Genomic DNA, 18220 nt, shown 5'->3' on the forward strand with positions numbered 1-18220 from the left:
CCGTGCGCTCTGCCCGGGGAATACGCGGCCGTGGTTGCCTTTTGAGTGTCGGAAATCCACGACACCTTACGGACCGGCACGCCTGAACGGGTGAAAGTCCGCGGGGGTCACGTTTCCTGAATGGCCGCCAGGAAACTGTGCGGCGAGCGACGGGAGCAATTCAATGGGACTTCCTCACGAAACAGAATCAATTGTCCGCGGTGACAACCGGAACAACGGGCTGCGCGCCTTCGCGGCGGCCGTCGTCCTGCTGGCGGCCGGCACCCTGAACGTGGCGGCCGGCGAGCGGGCCGAGGCCCAGGCCGGAGCGGTGTGGGACCGCCTCGCCGCGTGCGAGAGCGGCGGCAACTGGCACATCGACACCGGCAACGGCTTCTCGGGCGGGCTGCAGTTCAGCCACGCCACCTGGCGCGCTTACGGCGGTGCCCGCTACGCGGCGCGTGCGGCCAGGGCCACCAGGGGACAGCAAGTCCGGGTGGCGGAACGGGTGCTGGCCCGTCAGGGGTGGGGGGCGTGGCCCGCCTGCTCGGCCCGGCTGGGCCTGCGCTCGGGCTCCTCCCGCGCCGCTGCGCCGCAGCCGCGCGCACCGCGTGCCCACACGCCGCGCAGGACCGCGCCACGCATCGCCGTGCCGCAGGCCGGCCCGCTCGCGCACCGCGCCGCGCCCCAGCAGCCCCAACAGCCGCTCCGGCAGCCGCGGCACCGGGCACCGCACCCCGCGGCGGGCCCGGCCTGGCACGGCGGCGCCTTCGTCGTCGTACGGTCCGGTGACACGCTCAGCGGCATCGCGTACGCCCACGGCCTGGACTGGGCGGAGTTCTACCGGGTCAACCGCCGGGCGGTCGGGGCCGATCCGGACCTCATCTTCCCCGGCGTACGCCTCTACCTGGTCAGGCATTCCACCGGGAACTGAGCGCATACGGCGCGGCTGCGTACCTTCCGTACGACACGGGAACACGGACACGCAGCCGCGCCGCTCGCATGCCCCGGACGGGGAAGACCCGCCCGGCCGCATGCGGGGGGGGGAAAAGGTGCGGTGGAGATACGGCGGGTGGCTGCGAACCGGTTGCCAGGGCCTGCGAACCGGCCGCGGCGGCTGCGAGCCGACTGCCGGGGCGTGCGAGCCGACTGCCTGGGCCCGCGAACCGGCCGCGAATCCGTCGCGGAATCCGGTGAATTGTCGGCGGGAATCCACGGACCCTATTCGGTGAATACGGCGAATTCCACGGATCAGCAGGGAAGTACGCACACCGGCACCGGAGCGGCGAACGGCTCGCCCACCCGCCGCAGTTCGCCCGAGCCCGTGTTCACCGAGAAGACCGTCACCGTCCCCGACTTCTGATTCGCCGCGAAGAGCAGCCGGCCGTCCGGCGAGAAAGCGATATGGCGCGGGAAGTCACCACCGACCGGCACGGTGTCCAGCAGGCACAGCCGCGCCCCGCCCGCTTCGACGGCGAACCGTGTGAGGCTGTTGTGCCCGCGGTTGGCCAGAAAGGCGAAGGCCCCGTCGGCGGTGACGAGGAACTGCGCCGGATAGCTGGTACCGGGGCCCGTACCGGTGGGCTGCGCGGCACCCGGCGTCAGCCGCCCGGTGAAAGGGTCGTACGCACACACCACGACCGTGTTGTCCACCTCGTTGGCCAGATAGGCGTATCTCCCGCAGGGGTGGAAGGTGAGGTGGCGCGGGCCCGCGCCGGGCCGCAGCGTCGCGTGGGAGACCTCGCGCAGGGTGCCGGCGGCCGGGTCCAGCCGGTAGGTGTAGACCGTGTCGTTGCCCAGGTCGACGGCGAGGACATGACCGCCGTCCGGTGTGGTGAGGATCTGGTGGGCGTGCGGGCCGCTCTGTCCGGGGCCGGGCGGTGGCCGGTGGTGGGTGACCAGGTCCGTACGTTCACCCGGTGCGCCGTCGCCGTACACGGGGTGCACGGCGACGCTGCCGGAGAGGTAGTTGGCGCTCAGCAGCCACCGCCCACCGGGGTGGACGGACAGGTGGCACGGCCCGGCCCCGCCGGTGGAGCGGGAGCCGAGCACCCGGTGCCGGCCGTCCGCGCGCAGCGCGACGGCGGTCACCGTCCCCCGCCGCTGTTCGCCGACCGCGTAGAGCCTGCGGCGGCAGGGGGACAGGGCCAGGTAGGAGGGGTCGGCGAGGCCGGTCACGACGCCGGTGGCGGTGATCTCCCCGCTCTCCGGGTCGTACGCCGCCAGCCCGATGCCCGTACCGCCGCCCGGGGCGGAGGTGTACGTCCCCAGGAACAGCGGGCGTGCGCGGCGCCCGGGAGGCGCGGGGCGCGCGGGTGGGGCCGGACCGAGCCGGTGGGGGCCGGCCCCGGGCTGCCGCCACCGATGTCCCCGGCCGCTGCCGCGCTGCCCACTCCTGACACCCCTGCCGCCCCGGCCACTCCCGCCACGATCGCCGTGACGAAGCGGCGGCGATCCGGCCCGGTCCGTGCTGCTGCGCTGTCCATGCCCCACCTCACGAATGAGCCGGTACCTCGAACGGTGCCCGCGAACGGTGCCCTCGGATGATGCCCGCGAACGGGGCCGAAGAACGAGACCCGCGAACCGCGTCCCCGACAGCGCCCCGGGCCGCCCCCTCGGACGGTGATCCCGCCCCGTCAGCAGGGCGGGGCCCGTCCGCCCGCGTGCGGGCGAAAGACCCGCCCCGGCGCGCGCTTCACCAGGTCACCGGGCGTATACCGAAGGACGGAGTCCCCGTACATCCCGATGATGACCACCCCCCTCACACGTAGCACCGCAGTCGTACGGCACAACCCATACGCGGACTGATTCGCCCGCACCCCGTCCCCTCGTAGCTTGTGGATCAAGCACGTGAACGACGGACCGGGAGGCCGCGAATACATGTACGGCAAGGCATTCGCTCCGGAATACCAGGGCGAGCTCGCGTCCGCGCTGGGTGTGAACTCCTCGTACGAAGAGGTCCTGGCGACGGCCCGCCGGGCCCGCCGGGAGGCGGCCTCGGAACTGGAGCGCGCCCGTGCCGCGCTCGCGGTCGCCGAGGCCGCCCGGCGCCTCGGCCGGGTGAGCGAGGCGGGCACGGCCTGGCGCGAGAGCTACCGGGCCGCGCGCCGCGCCGGTGACCGGGGCGCCATGGCCTGGGCGCTGTGGAGCGGCGGCACCCTCGCCCGCCAGTGCGGCGGCCTCGCCCTCGCCCGCCGGCTGCTGGGCCATGCCGTCACCCTCGCGGACCGGGGCGGCGACCGCCTCGCGCACGGCTACGCCCTGGCGGGCCTGGCCGAGACCGGCCGTATCCAGGGCGACTACGAGGCCGTCGCCGCACTCCACGACCGGCTCCTGGAACAGGCGCGGGCACACGGCGAGACCCGGCACATGGTCTGGGCGATGTCCGGCATCGCCCAGATGCACCGCAACACCGGCGCGTACGACAAGGCCCTCGAACTGTTCGAGGAGTCCGCGCGGATCGCGGCCGACGGGGACGACGCCCGTGGACGCGCCTGGTCGCTGCGCGGCATAGCCGACATCCTCTCCCTCCAGGGACACGTGGACCGGGCGCTGTCCCTCTTGAGCGAGGCCGAGGCCATATGCCGCCGGATGGACCTGGCCGGCGCCCTGGCCTACAACCACAAGATGCGGGGCAACGTCCTGCACCGCGCCGGCCGCCACGAGGAGGCCCTGCGCACCTACGCCGGGGCGCTGGCGGAGTTCGAGGCGATGCAGGAGCCGCGCGGCAGCGCCCTGTCCCGCCTGGGCCTGGTCAAATGCCGCTCCAGGCTGGGCCGCCCGCACCACGAGACGCTCGCCGAACTCGACGCCCTGGAGCGCGACTTCCGGCGCATCGGGCTGCGCCAGGCCCAGGACGCCGTCATCGCCTTCCGTGCGGAACTCGGGCGGTCGGCGGCAGGAACTCACGTACCTCGGTGCGATGCCACCACGCCCCGGTCTCCCGCAGTTCCCGCCACGTCGTGAAGCGGTAGAGGAAGACCCGGGCCCGCACCTGGGCGGGCGGCACGTCGGGGAAGGGGTTGTGGCGCAGCAGCCGCAGCGTCGCCGGGTCGTTCTCCAGCAGCCGCTCCACGAACGGGCCGAACCAGGTCCGGGCGTAGGCCGGTGAGAGCGCCGCGAACCACATCATCCAGTCCAGGCGCAGATGGTACGGGGCGTACTGGCGCGGCAGCCGCCGTACGTCCCCCGGCTTGCCCCGGAACCCGTACTCGTGCCAGACCGTCGCCGGCGTCACCACGGCGTCCTCCGTGCCCTCCACCACGATCTCCCGGCGGCTGCGGGTGACGCTGCCGAACGCGCCGTAGGAGTTGACCAGGCGCAGCGGGTCAAAGGAGGTGTTCATGCGCTGCTGACGGGACAGGAGGTTCAGGGCCGGACGGTAGCTGAGGACGGCGACCAGGACGGTGACGGCCACGACCAGCACCTCGAACCACACCGGGGGCCCGGCGACCGAGGAGGGACGTACCGGGTCCGAGAAGCCCAGCAGGCCCGGCAGGTCCACGGCCGAGGCCGCCAGGACGATCGTCAGCCAGTTCAGCCAGGCGAAGTTGCCCGACAGGACCAGCCAGAGCTGGGTGACGACGACGGCCAGCGCGGCCCAGCCCGCCACCGGCTGCGGGGTGAACAGCAGCAGGGGGAAGACGAGTTGGGCCACGTGGTTGGCGGCCACCTCCACGCGGTGCAGAGGTTTGGGCAGATGGTGGAAGAACCAGCTCAGCGGCCCGGGCATCGGCTGGGTCTCGTGGTGGTAGTACAGACAGGTCAGATCCCGCCAGCAGCGGTCGCCGCGCATCTTGATCAGGCCCGCGCCGAACTCCACCCGGAACAGCAGCCAGCGCAGCAGCCACATCACCAGCACCGGCGGCCCGGTGTCCGCGTTGCCGAGGAACACCGCCAGGAAACCGGTCTCCAGCAGCAGCGACTCCCAGCCGAAGCCGTACCACGTCTGCCCGACGTTGACGACCGACAGATACATCACCCACAGGGCCGCCCACATCACCATCGCGGCCCACAGCGGTACGGCGTCGGCCGCGCCCCCGGCGACGGCCGCCGCCAGCAGGGCCCCCGCCCACGACCACGCGCCGAAGAGGCGGTCGCTGTAGCGCAGGTGGAAGACGCTGGGGGCCTTGCGGAACGGCACCCGGCGTACGAAAAGGGGCACCGGCAGCATCCCCCGTTCGCCGATCAGCGCGCGGAACTGCCGCGCTGCCGCCACGAACGCGACGACGTAGACCACGGCCAGCGCCCTTTGGAAGACCAGCCGGCTCAGCCAGTAATCGGAATTCGTGAACCACTCCACCTGCCCATCCCTAACACCGACAGCGTCTGCGCGCCGCCCGGGCACGCGGCACGGGGCCGTACGGCGGGGGCCGTGAGGCCGTACGGCGGGCCGCGGGGACCGCGAGGCGGCGGTACGGCGCGGGCCGTGGAGAGCCACGGGAACCGCGCCGAAGATGTCCCGGGCGCGCGCTACGGGCAGGCTGGAAGCATGCCCGAGCTGCCCGAAGTCCAAGCCCTGCGGGAATTCCTGGCCGAGCACGCCGTGGGCCGGGTACTGGTGCGTGCCTACCCGGTGGCCGTCAGCGTCCTTAAGACCTACGATCCGCCGCTGACCGCGCTGGAGGGGGAAACCGTCACCGCGGCCGGCCGGCACGGCAAGTTCCTCGACCTGACGGTCGGCGGCGCGCATCTGGTGATCCATCTGGGCCGGGCCGGCTGGCTGCGCTGGCAGGACATGCTGCCCGAGGCGCCGCCCCGGCCCGGCAAGGGGCCGCTGGCCCTGCGCGTCCGATTGGGGGACGACTCCGGTACGGATGCGGGTATGGGTACGGGGGGTACGGATTCAGGTACGGGCACAGGGGATGCGGGTGGCCGGCCCGGCTTCGACCTCACCGAAGCCGGTACGCAAAAGCGGCTGGCCGTCTACTGCGTCCGCAGCCCCACCGAGGTCCCCGGCATCGCCCGCCTGGGCCCCGATCCGCTCGCCGCGGACTTCACCGAGGAGTCCTTCGCAGCGCTCCTTGAGGGGGACCGGCGCCGGATCAAGGGCGTGCTGCGCGACCAGAGCGTGCTGGCCGGCATCGGCAACGCCTACTCCGACGAGATCCTGCACGCGGCCCGTATGTCCCCTTCAAACCGGCCGCCGGACTGAGCCGTGCGGAGACGGCGCGGCTGTATACGGCCGTACGGGACACCCTCGGGGCGGCGGTGGAGCGCTCGCGCGGACTCGCGGCGGGTCGGCTGAAGCAGGAGAAGAAGAGCGGGCTGCGGGTGCACGGGCGTACGGGGCAGCCGTGCCCGGTGTGCGGCGATGTGATCCGGGAGGTCTCCTTCAGCGACTCCTCCCTCCAGTACTGCCCCACCTGCCAGACCGGCAGCAGGCTCCTGGCCGACCGCCGGATGTCCCGTCTGCTGAAGTAGCCGGAGCGGGTGCGGCGGACGCAGGCCGGGACGACCGGCCCCGTCACCCACAAGGCCGGGTACGGCCCCGGTCGTGGCGGCTCGGGCCGTACGGACGGCGGACGCCCCTGGTGGGCGGAATCTGTGGTTCTTCGCAAGTTGGTTACAGTCGCCACTCCCGCCGGTAAACGCCGAGCGGGGGACGAGGGGTGTCGTTAGTCTGGTGGGCGACGGACACCTGTCTGGGAGATGCCAACACCCTTGGCCCGTCGCGGGAAACGCCGCAAACCCTGGCTGACATCCCGGTTTGTGAAGATGGCGCCACCGCGTCGGAAATGTCCCTTGGTGAAGGAGTGCGTGGTGGCATTGGAGAAGGCGCAGCACAAACAGCCCCGGCTGAAGAGAGCCGAGCGGCCCGGCCGGATCAAGGAAGTCCGCAACCTGGAGGTCCTGGGGCGCTGTGTCCCGGTCCGCCTCGCCGGATGCGAGGAGGAGCCGGGGGAGCCGCACATCTTCCGCGGCGTCGACTGACCGGGCACGCCGGCCGAGGCGGTCCGCCGCACGGCCGAGGCGCTTTGCCGCAGGGCGGTGACCGTGCGCCGGCCGGGCCCGCAGCGGCCACCGGCGCACGCCCGCGGTCCGCCGCACCTCGCGGTGCCGCACGCGCCGCACCTCACCACGCCGTGCGACCGGGCCCGGACTCCGGCAGTGCTCTCAGGGCCGGCGCCCCAGCAGGCACAGCAGCCGGGTGAGGTCGTCGGCGCCGGGCGGCGGCTCGACGGGAGCGGCGAACAGTCCGGACTTCTCCAGCCCGTCCGCGTACGGTTCCACCTCGCGCAGCGCCGCCGTCGCCAGCTCGGGCGGCAGCTCCTCCTCGGCCCCGATCGCGCGGGACAGGTCCCAGGCGTGCACGACCGCGTCGGACATCATCTGCGAGCAGTACGGACCCGCCGGCCCGGGGCCTGAGGACAGGTGCACCGTCCGGTCCAGCGCGCCGGGTTCACGGAAGGCCACCACGGCTTCCGCCGCCGCGCGGTCCCAGGCGCCGACCGGATCGTCACCCAGGTGGTCGCCGTCGAACGCGTCACCCACCTCCTCTATGGTGGCGCCGTCCCGGACCAGCCGCGGCACCCACAACTGCTCGACGGTGAGGTGGTTCACCAGGTCGCGCACCGACCACTCGGAGCAGGGCGTCGGGGCGTCCCACTGGTCGGGCCGTACGGCGTGCACCCGCGCCCCGAACAGGGAGATCGCCTCGCCGTGCGCGCTGAGAATTTCCTCATGACCGCGGATCCGGCCGGCCCGGTCCCCACTGTTGTGACGGCCGTCGGCCCCGTGGCTGTTCGTGTCATCGCTCATGTCTCCCGAGGATAGGAGCGGGCACCGACAACGCCACCGCGACGCACGGAGCCACGGCCCCGGCCGTCGTCACCGGGAGGGGAGCCCGGAAGGAGAGCCCGGAAGGGGAGCGAACCGCCAGGAGGCGGGCGAACCGAAGGCGGCAGCCGCGCGCTCACGCTCCGCACGGGGGAGCGCGCACCGGCGCCGTGTCCATTCGGCTCATCCTGCCCACGAAAGAGGGAAAGCGACGGCTCCGGGGCCGGAATGTGGCCATACCTCCCGCTTTTCTGGACTGTCAGTGACAGCGGGTAATCTGCTGATCATGTTGAGAATGGTGGGGGCCGGGCGCAGCTTCGGTGAGCGTGCGGCACTGTGTCCGGTTGATCTCGAGGTTCCCGCGGGGACGTGTGTCGCGCTGCTGGGCCGCAACGGCTCCGGCAAGTCGACGCTGCTGCGCCTGGCCTGCGGCCGTGACCGGCCCACCACCGGGACCGTCGAATGGGACGGGTCCCCGATGACGGAGGACGACCCGCGGTTGCGCCGCCGGATCGCCGTCGTCGGCGACACCCTGTCCTGCTACCCGGACCTGACCGTCCGCCAGCACCTCGAACTGGTCGCGATCGGACACGGCGTGCCCGACGCCGACGCCCGCGTCCAAGAGGCGCTGGAGCGGCAGCGGCTCACCGGCCGTCAGGACGCCCGCCCCGGCGCCCTGTCCTCCGGCCAGCTCCAGTCCATGCTGCTCGCCGCCGCCCTGCTGCGCCCGCGCGACCTGCTGATCCTGGACGAGCCGGAGCAGCGGCTGGACCCCGCGGCCCGGCGGCGGCTGCGGGATGTGCTCCGTGCCGAGACCGAGCGCGGCACGACCGTCCTGTTCGCCACCCATCACCAGGAACTGGCGCGCGAGGCCGCCGACCGGGTGCTGGTGCTGGAGGACGGCGTGGTGATCGCCGACGGCAGTCCCGAACAGGCCCTGGCGAGGGTCGAGCTGTGAACGGCCCGGGAGTACGTAAGGAACAGACCGTGCCACCGGCCGCGGAAGGCGCCGCCGGGGCAGTTGCCACCGCGCCTTCTGCCGCCACGCCTTCTGCCAACGTATCTGCCGCCACCGCACCTGCCGCCGCCGTGAGCACCCGGGACACCCTGGCGTGGCTGCGGCGGCAGCGAGGTGACGGCCGGGCCGCCAAGGCCCTGTACGCCGTCTACCTCTGCGTGATCTTCATCGCGGGCTGGTACGGCCTGTTCGCCTTCGGCCTGTCCATGAAGCTCCGCGAAGGCCGCCCGCTCGCCGGGCACGCCGAGCGCATCCTGCACGCCTTCCCCTGTGCCGCGGTCCTCCTGGGCGTGGCCGCGTTCCTCCTGGCAGCCCGGGACGCCCTGTGGCGCGGGCCGGTCACCCCGCCCCGCGGACACCGACTGGCTGCTCGCCCTGCCCATACGGCGCGGGCCGCTGGTCCTGCCGTGGTTCGCACTCTCCCTCGGGGCGGCGCTGCTGGCGGCGCTCATGGCCGGGTTCCTGGGCGCGCTGCTGCTGACGGCGGCCGGGCTCGGCGAACTGGGACCGCTGGCCGCGGCCTGCTGCGTCCCGGCCGGCTGCCTGGCGGTGATCGCCACGGTCGGCGCCGCCGTCGTCGTACGGTCCGGGCGGGCCGCCCGCAGGGTCCGCCGCGCCACCCCGCTCGTACTCATACTCCTGACGGCGCTGGCCGCACAGGGGGGTCTGGCGGCCACCGGACGGCGGCTGCCGTGGCTGGAGAGCGCCGAACTGTGGCTGGGGCCCTGGGGCTGGGCCGCGCAGCCGGCGCTCGCCGCGGCCGGCGGCCCGGCACCGTACTGGCCGCTCGCCCTGGCCCTGCTGGCCGTCGCGACCCTGGCCGCCGCACTGTCCGCCGTCCGTGTGGTGACCACGATTCCGGCCGCCGAACTGCGGGCGCGGTCCCGGGCGTCGGGCGGGGTGGCCACCGGCCTGATGATGATGAACGCCCGCGCGGCCCGGCTGACGGCGGCCGGGGCGGCGCGGTCCGGCGAGCCGGGGATCACCGCCCGCTGGTGCGCCCGGCTGCGCCCGCCCCGTACGCCCGCTCTGCTGATTCCCTGGCGGGACGCCCTCGCCCTGCTCGCCGAGCCCAAACGGCCGGGCCTGGCCCTGCTGCTGACGGTGACGACGGGCGGCATCGCGGCCCTCGGCACGGCCGTGCGGGGCGGCGCGACGTACGGGCTGACCGCGCTGGGCGCGGCCCTCGGCTGCATGGCGGCTGCCCAGCTCCTGGAGCCCGCACGGCTGGACGCCGACGACCGGCACCGCGCGTCCTGGTCCCCGAGGCCGCCGGAGCGCAACGCCTTGGCGCACGCCATCACCCCCACCCTGGTCCTGCTGTTCCTGGGCACCCTGATATCCCTGCCCGCCGTGGCCGGGCACGGGCCGCGGGTGCTGCTGTACGGCGCCGCGACCGCACCCGTACTGGTCGCGAGCGGGCTGCTGAGCGCCTATCGCGCCCCGGTACCGCTGTGGGTGCTGGCCAGCGGCGCGGAGGTGGCGCCGCTGGTGGTGGCGGTCTGGTACGGCGCGGGCCCGGTGCTGGCCGTGCTGGGCGTGACCGGGATGCTCGGGGGAGGGCCGGGCTGGGGCAGCCTCGCCGGGTGCTGGGTGCTGGCCGCGCTGATGCTGGGACTGCTGTGGCTGCGCGTCCGCCGCTCGGCGCGCCGCTGACGGCCGCCCGCCTGCCTCGGCCCGTACGGATACGGAGGCGCGGTGACGTCGCTTCCGTATCCGTACGGGCGTGGATGCCGGCGCTCCGGGCACGGGTTGTGGGTGACGGCGCTCCGGTCACGGTGCCATGAGTGTCGGTGCTTCCGTCACACCGTTCCGCCACCGTGGTCCGGTTGCGTGGCCCGCTCACGGCGGGCCGGTGTGATCCGGGGCGGTCCGGAGCGGTCCGGGGCGGTTCCGGTGTGATCCGGCGCGGTCGGCTGACGGCGGCTCTCTGGAAATCGGACGGATGCGCCTGTTCAATGGGGCCCGAGCCGTAATCGCGCCGTAATCGTGCTGTGCGCACGCGCTTGGAGGCCGCATGGACGTCGCCCCCGTACCCGCCGCGATCCGTTCGGCCGGGTTCGAGCGCTCGTACCCAGACTTCTTCGAACGCGCCGCGCGCATCGCGACCGGCCTGCGCGACCTGGGGGTGGAGCCCGGCGACCGGATCGCGGTCGTGCTGCGCAACGAGCCCGCCTACCTGGAGATCACCGCCGCCGCGGCCCTGATCGGAGCCTCGGCGGTCCCCGTCAACTGGCACTTCAAGAACGACGATCTGCGCCATGTGCTCGCCGACAGCGCGAGCAGGGTGGTCTTCGCCCACACCGACCTGCTGCCCGGCGTGGCCGCCGTACTGCCGGAAGGCGCCCGGCTGATCGAGGCCCCGGTCCCCGCCGAGATCGCCGATGCCTGCGGCTTCCCGCCCCCGTCGCCCACCGGCGGCCACCCGCTCCTGGACACCTGGCTCGCCGGCCACGCTCCGCTGGCCGAGGCCGCCGCCGAGCGCCCGCCGACCATCATCTACAGCTCCGGAACCACCGGCCGCCCCAAAGGAGTGCTGCGCGAACCGGTCAGCGCCGAGCAACTGGCCGCGGCGGTGGAGAAGTTCCTCGAACACTTCGCGATCCGTCCCGGCGGCAGCACCCTGATCCCGGCGCCGCTCTACCACGCCTCGCCCAGCCAGCACGCCGTACTGGCCCTGGCCGCCGGACTCGACATCACCCTCATGCCGCGCTTCGACGCGCAGGAGTTCCTGCGGCTCATCGAGCGCCACCGCATCGAGCAGGCGCAGGTCGTGCCCACCATGTTCGTCCGCCTGCTGCGGCTGCCCAAGGAGGTGCGCGAAGGGTATGACATCTCCTCCCTCACCTCGGTCGTGCACGCTGCCGCCCCCTGCCCGCCCCACATCAAGCACGCCATGATCGACTGGCTGGGCCCCATCCTGCGCGAGTACTACGGAGGCAGCGAGACAGGCCCGGTGACCTGGTGCGACAGCCGGCAGTGGCTGGAGCACCCGGGAACCGTCGGCCGCGCCGAAGGGACGTGCGGGGTGGCGGTCCTGGGCCCGGATGGCACCGTACTGCCGCCCGGGGAGACCGGCGACATCTACCTCAAGCCCTCCGACGACTGGCCGGGGTTCAGCTACCTCGGCGACCCGGCCAAGCGGACCGCGATGGAATCCGCGCACCTGCCCGGATACGTCACGGTCGGGGACGTCGGCCATCTCGACGCGGACGGCTACCTCTACCTCAGCGACCGCCGCGACGACATGGTGATCTCCGGTGGGGTCAACATCTACCCGGCGGAGATCGAAGGCTGTCTGCTGTCCCTGACGGGGGTGCGGGACGCGGCCGTCTTCGGCATCCCCGACCAGGAGTTCGGCGAGTCGCTGGCCGCGCACATCCAGCCGGAGAACGGCGCGGCGCTGACCGCCGAGGACGTACGTGCCCATGTCGCGGGGCGGCTGGCGTCGTACAAGGTACCCAGGACGGTGGTCTTCGAGGAGAGCCTGCCGCGTGACGACTCCGGCAAGCTCTTCCGGCGGCGGCTGCGCGACCCGTACTGGGTGGGCCACGGCAGCAACATCTGACCGGATCGCGCCCAGGAACGGGGCAGCCCAGGAGCGGGGACCGGACGGGGACGGGGACCGGCCGGGACGGGCCTGCACGGTGACGGGCGCGACCGACCGGCCGGCCGCGCCCGTCTGCCCGGTGTCCACCTGCGTCGGCCGGTGCCTGGCCGTGTCCACCGGGTTCGTCCGGCACGTGTCACATGCGCGTACGAGCGGGTGTCAGACCTCGCCGCGCCAGGCGCCGGTCTCCGTGCCGTAGGACTCGATGTACTCCTTGAAGCGTTCGAGGTCGCCCTTGACCTGCCGGCGGACGAATCCGAGCTTGTCGCCGACGGTCTCGGCGAGCCCCTCGGGGACGAACTCCATCTGGAGCATCACCTTGGTCCTGGCCTCGTCCAGGCGGTGGAAGGTGACCACACCGGACTGCTCGGCCTCGCCGGCGACGGTGGTCCAGGCGATCCGTTCGTCGGGGAGCTGCTCGGTGATCCGCGCGTCGAACTCCCGGGTCACACCGTCGACCTTGGTGACCCAGTGCGTCAGCGTGTCGGAGCGCTGCTCGATCCGCTCGACCCCCTCCATGAAGTGCGGGAACTCCTCGAACTGCGTCCACTGGTTGTAAGCCGTCCGCACCGGCACGGCGACCTCGACGGACTCTTCCACCTGCGACATCTGCGGGACACTCCTTCGCGTGGGCGCGCTGCCCGGCGGTCGCCGGACAACGGGAACAGGCGTTCCCGGTCGGCCGGATACCCGCGCCGCGTTCGGTCATGGCCCCCGCCCGGCCGCCGACGTCTGCCGGAACACTTCCGGCCAGGCAGGGCGACGCATCCCCGGGCGGGCTCCCCGGCGGGCTCCCGGTCGTCCACTTGGACCGCCCATCGGACCCCCTCCTCGGAGGGCCTGCTCCTCGGACCCATGCCTCGGACCCATGCTTGGACCCATGCCTCGGACCTGCTCCTCAGACCGCCGTGAAACGAGCCTTGTACAGGCTGGACCCGGGCAGCGTCTCCGTGCCGCCGGGGGCGGCCAGGCTGATCGTGGAGCTGCACCACGTACAGACGTGGCCCGCCTGCGGACTCACGGTCAGGATGCGCCCCGTATAGGGGTCGTCGCTGACACTTTTGACCTGGGGGCGGTCCACCTCCGGTGCCTGGTCGTACGGTACGAAGGCGCCCCGGCCGGCTGAGAACTGGTGGACGTGCTTGCCGGTGGTCACCCACATGCGGTCCTTGTCCCGTATGACGGTGGCCAGGTCGTGGCCGCCGGGGTCGGGCAGCGGCACGGCGAAGACCTCGGTGAGCGTGGGGAGGCCGGCGGCGGTGCCGACGGACAGGGCGACCAGTCGGTCCCGGCCCAGGGCCCAGAGCCGGCCGCCTGCCGCGTCCTGCCAGCGGAGCCCGTGCGCGCCGGGGAGCCGGTACTCGGCGTGCTCCGTACGGCGCGGACCGGCGGAGGCGGCGTAGACCCGTACGAACCCCGCCGTGCTGCCGGCCACCGCGACATCGCCGTTGGGCAGCAGCTCCGCGGAGTGGAGGTTGGCACGCGGGACGGCGGCGGCCCAGTGGACGGCGCCGCCCGGATGGGCGACGACGGCGGCGAAACCCTCCGAGGCGCACATCACCACGTGGTCCTGGCCGCGCAGTACCCGGAACTTCGCCTCCGACACATTGCGCCAGGTGAGGTCGGGACGCAGCGGCGCCAGGGCGGCGTCCGCGCCGGGCGCCCAGGTCCATACGGGGGAGAGGGTGGCGAGCGCGGCCAGGAGGGAGGTGCCCTCCTTGTGCCGTGCGGCGCGGGTGGCCGGGTCCAGGAGCAGCACCCTGCTGGTGGCCTGGTCGGCGGCGATGATCAGGCTGCGTTTGGCGGGGGAGACGGCCGCGGGATCCGGCGGTACGGGCACGGAAGGCGCGGCGCGGGCGGTGGCGGACGCGGCGGGTGTGGCGGATGCGGGCAGTGCAGCGGATGCGGCGGATGTGGCGGGGGCGGCGGCGACGGTCAGGAGCGCGGATGCCGCCGTACGCAGGGCGGTGCGGCGGGTGGGCGGGCCGCAAGAACTGACGGGCACGGTCGGGGTCCTTCACGGGGGGGCGGGGCGAGGCGGGAGACGGCTGCGGCGCCGTTCCGGGCCGGAGCGGACGGGCCGTTCGACGGGCCGATTCTCGACGCCGCGGCCCGGACACGCCGGTGTGACACGCCCGCCCGTCACACCCCGCCCGTTACGCCCATCCCGCACTGCGGGATGCGCAACCCGGTACCGGCCCGTGCCGGTGCCCGCCCGCGTCGGCCCCGCCGGGGTGCGGCACCCCGGCGCCCCCGCGTCGGTCGCCCCGGGATACGGCCCCGGCGCCCGCCCGCAACGGATCCCGCGTCAGTTCTGCCACAACCGCCTGAGCACGTCGTTCACCACGTCCGGGCGCTCCTGGTGCGGCAGGTGGCCGGCACCCTCGACACGTACGTGCCGGGCGCCGATCAGCTCCGCGACGGTCTCCCCGCACGCGGCCAGCGCCTCCCCGACGAACTCTCTGTAGGCGGGGTGCGCGCGCTCCCACGTCCCGTTGACCACGACCTTGGGCCACTCGGCCGAGGCGATCGGACCGAGCGGAACCTCCGCGTCCCACGAGGGCCGTTCGGCCATCGCGGACCGCACCGCGCGCAGCACGCGCGGGGTCGGTTCCGGTACCGGCAGGCCGAACGGCTCGGCGGATGCCCGCAGGTACTCCTCGGGATCGGTCCGCGCCGCCGGCCCGTTCCCGGCCGCCGCGCGCAGCCGGTCCAGCGCCGCCGCCACGACCGGGTTCCCGGCCGCCACGCGCAGCGCGGACGGCTCGATCAGGGTCAGGGAGTGCACGGCCCGCGGCCGGTCCGCCGCGGCGAGCAGCGCCACCACTCCTCCGTAGGAGTGGCCCACCAAGTGGGCGCCGTTCCCCAGGAGTTCGACGACGTCCTGTGCGTCGACCGCGTAGTCGCCGCGTTCCGTGTCGGGGCTGTCGCCGAAGCCGCGCCGGTCGGCCACCTCCAGCCGGAACTGGTCGGCCAGCGGGCGCTGGGCCGCGAAGCACTCCGTTCCCCAGGTCATCGTGCCGTGCACCAGCACCGCCCGCGGGGCACCGGGCGTCGACTCGTCCCAGACCGTCACATGAATCGGCTGAATCGGCCGACTCGGCTCTCGGTTCATGACGTCACTCTAGAGGCCGGTGGCCCCTCAGGCCCCGAAGTCCCGCGCACGCACCGCCCTTTGCGCCTGTCATGGTCTGCGCGCGCCCCGTCGTGCGCGGGCGTGAGGGGCGCGATACGGCGCACCGCCCGCCGCTTGCGGTCCACGGTCCGGGGCGGCCCTGGGCGTTCCTGGGCGTTCCTGGGCGGCGCGGGTCAGCGCGGGTCGGCGCGCGGGCCGGAATCCGGCGAGGTGCTGCTCACCGCTCACCGCTCACAGCCCGGCGAGGTCCGCCAGTATGCGCGCCCGCGCCAACTCCTCCTCGCCGCCCGGTACGTCATCGTGGTCGGCACACCACAAGGCGTTCTCCACGACGCGCGCCACCGCCCAGGACAGCAGCCGCGCGGGATCCTCGCCCACCGCCTCGGCCAGCAGCCCGAACCGCTCGCGGAGCACGGGGCGCGGACGCTCGTACCCGAACGGCTCGTCGACCTGCTCCAGCAGCGGCCACGGGTCGTAACCCGGGTCGCCGACCATGGGTTTGGGGTCGATGGCCAGCCAGGGGCGACGCCGCGCCGACAGGATGTTGCCGGGGTTGAAGTCGCCGTGCACCACCACCTCGCGGCCGGCCGTGCCCGGCAGCTTGCGCAGGAGGTCCGCGCCCAGCGCGACCAGTCCGGGGTCGTAGCCGGGCCGCAGGCGCAGCATCCGCTCCTGGAGGGCATCGGCCCACTCGGCACACACATCGGCCACCCGTTCCAGTTCGCCGTCGGCCGGTACCGGCGCGGCCCACAGCTCGCGCAGCAGCCCGGCGGCCGACAGCAGCAGCCCGGCGGGTTCCGCGCAGGTGCCTTCCGGAGCGTCCTTCGATGAGCCGTCCAGTACGTCTTCCAGTGAGACGCCCGGGTCACAGCGCTCCATCAGCAGCGCGTACCGCTCGCGGTCGGCGCGGAGCAGCCGTACCGCGCCCCGCCCGTCCCACGCGCGCAGCCCGGTGGCCTCCCCGGCGGCCTCACGGTGCGGCCAGGTCACCTTCAGTACGGCCGGGCCGCCGCCGGGCAGTTCGGCGGGCGCCACCCAGGAGCAACTGCCGCCGTACAGGGGCGCGCCGAGCCGTAGATCCCACTCCTGCCGCACGTCCCGGACGATCCCCGGCAGCCGGTCCAGCCACGCGCGACCGGGGGCGTGCCGCCCCATCTCCTGGAAGACCGGCAGGTCGGGCGGAAAGAGGGCGTCGTCCTTCTCCCGAGGTGTCATCCGAGCAGCCTAACCGGGCACGCGAAGCCGCCCCCGGGGCTGTCCGGGCGATATCAGGGGCCTGATCCCTCTTCATGTGATTATCGTGGGATTGCGGGTGTTATGCCTCGCTCATGAACGTGCACAGACGGTACGGGGCGGCTGCCCTGCTCGTCGCGCTGGCCGTGGGCTGCGGCTTCTTGGACGACGCCCCGTACGGCGGCGGCCGGGGCACCGGGGCGGACCGCCACCTCGCCGGCCCGGCGACACCCCGGCCCGCCGCACGCCCTGAATCCCCTCCGGCACACTCCGCACACCCCGCACACCCTGCGCACACTGAATCCCCTCCGGCGCACCCCGGCGCGAAGCCGTTCACCCTCGTCGCCTCGGGTGACGTCATCGCCTCCTACCCCTCCGTACTGGACACCGCACGCCAGGACGCGGGCGGCTCCGGTTACGAGTACCGGCGGATCCTGGCCGGTGTGCGGCCCGTCATCGAACACGCCGGCCTGGCGGTCTGTCACCTGGAGACGCCCCTGGGCCCGCCCGGCGGCCCTTTCACCGGATATCCCGTCTTCAAGGCCCCGCCGCAGGTCGCCGACGCGCTGCGGGCCACCGGCTACGACTCCTGCTCCACCGCCTCCAACCACACCCTGGACGACGGTGAGGAAGGCGTCCGGCGCACCCTGGACGTCCTGGACCAGGCGGGTCTGCGGCACGTGGGCTCGGCCCGCGACGCCGCCGAGGCGGCCCGGCCCGCGATGCTCACGGCGCCCGGCGGCGCGCGGGTCGCCCAGCTCTCGTACACCTATGGGACCAACGGTGTCCCGCTGCCCGACGGCAAGCCCTGGACCGTCAATCCGATCGACGCGCGGCGGATCGTCGCGGACGCGCGGGCCGCCCGCCGGGCCGGCGCCGACATCGTCCTGGTCAGCCCCCACTGGGGGACGGAGTACCAGACGGCGCCCGACGAGCAGCAGCTCTCGGTCGCCCGGGCGATCACCGCCGCGCGCACCGCCGGCCGGCCCGACATCGACCTGGTCATCGGCACCCACGCGCACACTCCGCAGCCGTACGAGAAGGTCAACGGCACCTGGGTCGTCTACGGCATGGGCGACCAGATCGCCGGGATCATGGAGAGCGAGCGCGGCAACTGGGGCACCATCGCCCGCTTCCGCTTCGCGCCGCCCGAAGGGGAGGGACGGCGCTGGCGGGTGACCAGCGCCGAGTACATCCCGCAGCTCTCCGACCACGGGCCGCCGCTGCGGATGGTCGACCTCACCGCCACTCGTCGTTTCCCGGACGTGCGCGAGGAGATCCGCGAGGCCGTCCTGAGCCGTGGCGCGGCCCGTGACGGGCTCACCGAGGGCCGCTGACCGCGAGCCGCACGCCCGGTGAGTCGCCGAGCACGCCCCGGTGAGTCGCCGAGTGCACCCCGGCGCGCCATCGGGCGCGCCCCGCCTGCCGCGTGCCGGGGCGGCGTACCCGTACGGCGGTCCGCCCG

At 73.7% G+C, this 18220-nt stretch carries 14 protein-coding genes and 1 pseudogene; 8 read left to right on the forward strand and 7 right to left on the reverse strand.

Annotated features, from left to right (window positions below):
• Positions 1-163: 163 nt before the first annotated feature.
• Positions 164-913, forward strand: a complete 750-nt coding sequence (locus KGS77_RS31485; protein ID WP_242586560.1) for a transglycosylase family protein — start codon at positions 164-166, stop codon at positions 911-913.
• 317 nt (positions 914-1230) lie between these two features.
• On the opposite strand, the gene KGS77_RS31490 is transcribed toward KGS77_RS31485, so the two are convergent.
• Positions 1231-2472 (reverse strand): lactonase family protein, encoded by a 1242-nt coding sequence (locus KGS77_RS31490; protein ID WP_242586561.1) that lies wholly within the window; start codon positions 2470-2472, stop codon positions 1231-1233.
• Between the two features lie 387 nt (positions 2473-2859).
• Here KGS77_RS31490 and KGS77_RS31495 point away from each other — a divergent pair, with 387 nt between their 5' ends.
• Positions 2860-3945 carry a tetratricopeptide repeat protein gene (locus KGS77_RS31495; RefSeq protein ID WP_242587805.1) on the forward strand — a complete coding sequence of 362 codons (1086 nt, stop codon included), beginning with the start codon at positions 2860-2862 and terminating at the stop codon, positions 3943-3945.
• Here KGS77_RS31495 and KGS77_RS31500 read toward each other — a convergent pair.
• Positions 3842-5281, reverse strand: coding sequence for a lipase maturation factor family protein (locus tag KGS77_RS31500; RefSeq protein ID WP_242586562.1), 1440 nt, complete (start codon positions 5279-5281; stop codon positions 3842-3844). The two genes, KGS77_RS31495 and KGS77_RS31500, sit on opposite strands and share 104 nt — an antisense overlap.
• A 189-nt stretch (positions 5282-5470) precedes the next feature.
• On the opposite strand from KGS77_RS31500, the pseudogene KGS77_RS31505 reads away from it, so the two are divergent.
• Both KGS77_RS31505 and KGS77_RS31510 read left to right on the forward strand, forming a co-directional pair.
• Positions 5471-6402 (forward strand): annotated as a pseudogene (locus tag KGS77_RS31505) (DNA-formamidopyrimidine glycosylase family protein).
• A 339-nt stretch (positions 6403-6741) separates the two neighbouring features.
• The gene (locus KGS77_RS31510; protein WP_242587853.1) at positions 6742-6912 is read left to right on the forward strand and encodes a hypothetical protein; all 171 of its coding nucleotides are present in this window, start codon (positions 6742-6744) and stop codon (positions 6910-6912) included.
• A gap of 183 nt (positions 6913-7095) precedes the next feature.
• On the opposite strand, the gene KGS77_RS31515 is transcribed toward KGS77_RS31510, so the two are convergent.
• On the reverse strand, positions 7096-7740 hold the full coding sequence (locus KGS77_RS31515) for a TIGR03086 family metal-binding protein (protein WP_242586563.1): 645 nt from the start codon (positions 7738-7740) through the stop codon (positions 7096-7098).
• 304 nt (positions 7741-8044) lie between these two features.
• Here KGS77_RS31515 and KGS77_RS31520 point away from each other — a divergent pair, with 304 nt between their 5' ends.
• The 3 genes from KGS77_RS31520 (at position 8045) to KGS77_RS31530 (ending at position 12344) form a co-directional block, all read left to right on the forward strand.
• Positions 8045-8716 (forward strand): ABC transporter ATP-binding protein, encoded by a 672-nt coding sequence (locus tag KGS77_RS31520; RefSeq protein ID WP_242586564.1) that lies wholly within the window; start codon positions 8045-8047, stop codon positions 8714-8716.
• A 330-nt stretch (positions 8717-9046) separates the two neighbouring features.
• Complete coding sequence (locus KGS77_RS31525) at positions 9047-10432, forward strand: hypothetical protein (RefSeq protein ID WP_242586565.1); 1386 nt, start codon at positions 9047-9049, stop codon at positions 10430-10432.
• 361 nt (positions 10433-10793) lie between these two features.
• On the forward strand, positions 10794-12344 hold the full coding sequence (locus tag KGS77_RS31530) for an AMP-binding protein (RefSeq protein ID WP_242586566.1): 1551 nt from the start codon (positions 10794-10796) through the stop codon (positions 12342-12344).
• 201 nt (positions 12345-12545) lie between these two features.
• On the opposite strand, the gene KGS77_RS31535 is transcribed toward KGS77_RS31530, so the two are convergent.
• The 4 genes from KGS77_RS31535 to KGS77_RS31550 all read right to left on the reverse strand — a co-directional run bounded on the left by KGS77_RS31535 (position 12546) and on the right by KGS77_RS31550 (position 16737).
• Complete coding sequence (locus KGS77_RS31535) at positions 12546-12995, reverse strand: SRPBCC family protein (RefSeq protein WP_242586568.1); 450 nt, start codon at positions 12993-12995, stop codon at positions 12546-12548.
• 289 nt (positions 12996-13284) lie between these two features.
• Complete coding sequence (locus KGS77_RS31540) at positions 13285-14391, reverse strand: hypothetical protein (protein ID WP_242586570.1); 1107 nt, start codon at positions 14389-14391, stop codon at positions 13285-13287.
• Positions 14392-14694: 303 nt separating this feature from the next.
• A complete protein-coding gene (locus tag KGS77_RS31545) occupies positions 14695-15501 on the reverse strand; it encodes an alpha/beta hydrolase (RefSeq protein ID WP_242586572.1) in 807 nt (268 codons plus the stop codon).
• Positions 15502-15753: 252 nt separating this feature from the next.
• On the reverse strand, positions 15754-16737 hold the full coding sequence (locus tag KGS77_RS31550; RefSeq protein ID WP_242586574.1) for an aminoglycoside phosphotransferase family protein: 984 nt from the start codon (positions 16735-16737) through the stop codon (positions 15754-15756).
• Positions 16738-16850: 113 nt separating this feature from the next.
• Here KGS77_RS31550 and KGS77_RS31555 point away from each other — a divergent pair, with 113 nt between their 5' ends.
• Positions 16851-18092, forward strand: coding sequence for a CapA family protein (locus tag KGS77_RS31555; protein WP_242586576.1), 1242 nt, complete (start codon positions 16851-16853; stop codon positions 18090-18092).
• Positions 18093-18220 lie beyond the last annotated feature (128 nt).

The organism is Streptomyces sp. MST-110588 (genome assembly GCF_022695595.1).
Lineage (GTDB): Bacteria > Actinomycetota > Actinomycetes > Streptomycetales > Streptomycetaceae > Streptomyces.

What these genes read in the sequence shown, in the direction of transcription:
- KGS77_RS31485 (WP_242586560.1), top strand. Translation starts at nt 164, where the DNA reads ATGGGACTTCCTCACGAAACAGAATCAATTGTCCGCGGTGACAACCGG.
- KGS77_RS31495 (WP_242587805.1), top strand. Translation starts at nt 2,860, where the DNA reads ATGTACGGCAAGGCATTCGCTCCGGAATACCAGGGCGAGCTCGCGTCC.
- KGS77_RS31515 (WP_242586563.1), bottom strand. Translation starts at nt 7,740, where the DNA reads ATGAGCGATGACACGAACAGCCACGGGGCCGACGGCCGTCACAACAGT.
- KGS77_RS31520 (WP_242586564.1), top strand. Translation starts at nt 8,045, where the DNA reads ATGTTGAGAATGGTGGGGGCCGGGCGCAGCTTCGGTGAGCGTGCGGCA.
- KGS77_RS31530 (WP_242586566.1), top strand. Translation starts at nt 10,794, where the DNA reads ATGGACGTCGCCCCCGTACCCGCCGCGATCCGTTCGGCCGGGTTCGAG.
- KGS77_RS31535 (WP_242586568.1), bottom strand. Translation starts at nt 12,995, where the DNA reads ATGTCGCAGGTGGAAGAGTCCGTCGAGGTCGCCGTGCCGGTGCGGACG.
- KGS77_RS31545 (WP_242586572.1), bottom strand. Translation starts at nt 15,501, where the DNA reads ATGAACCGAGAGCCGAGTCGGCCGATTCAGCCGATTCATGTGACGGTC.
- KGS77_RS31550 (WP_242586574.1), bottom strand. Translation starts at nt 16,737, where the DNA reads ATGACACCTCGGGAGAAGGACGACGCCCTCTTTCCGCCCGACCTGCCG.
- KGS77_RS31555 (WP_242586576.1), top strand. Translation starts at nt 16,851, where the DNA reads ATGAACGTGCACAGACGGTACGGGGCGGCTGCCCTGCTCGTCGCGCTG.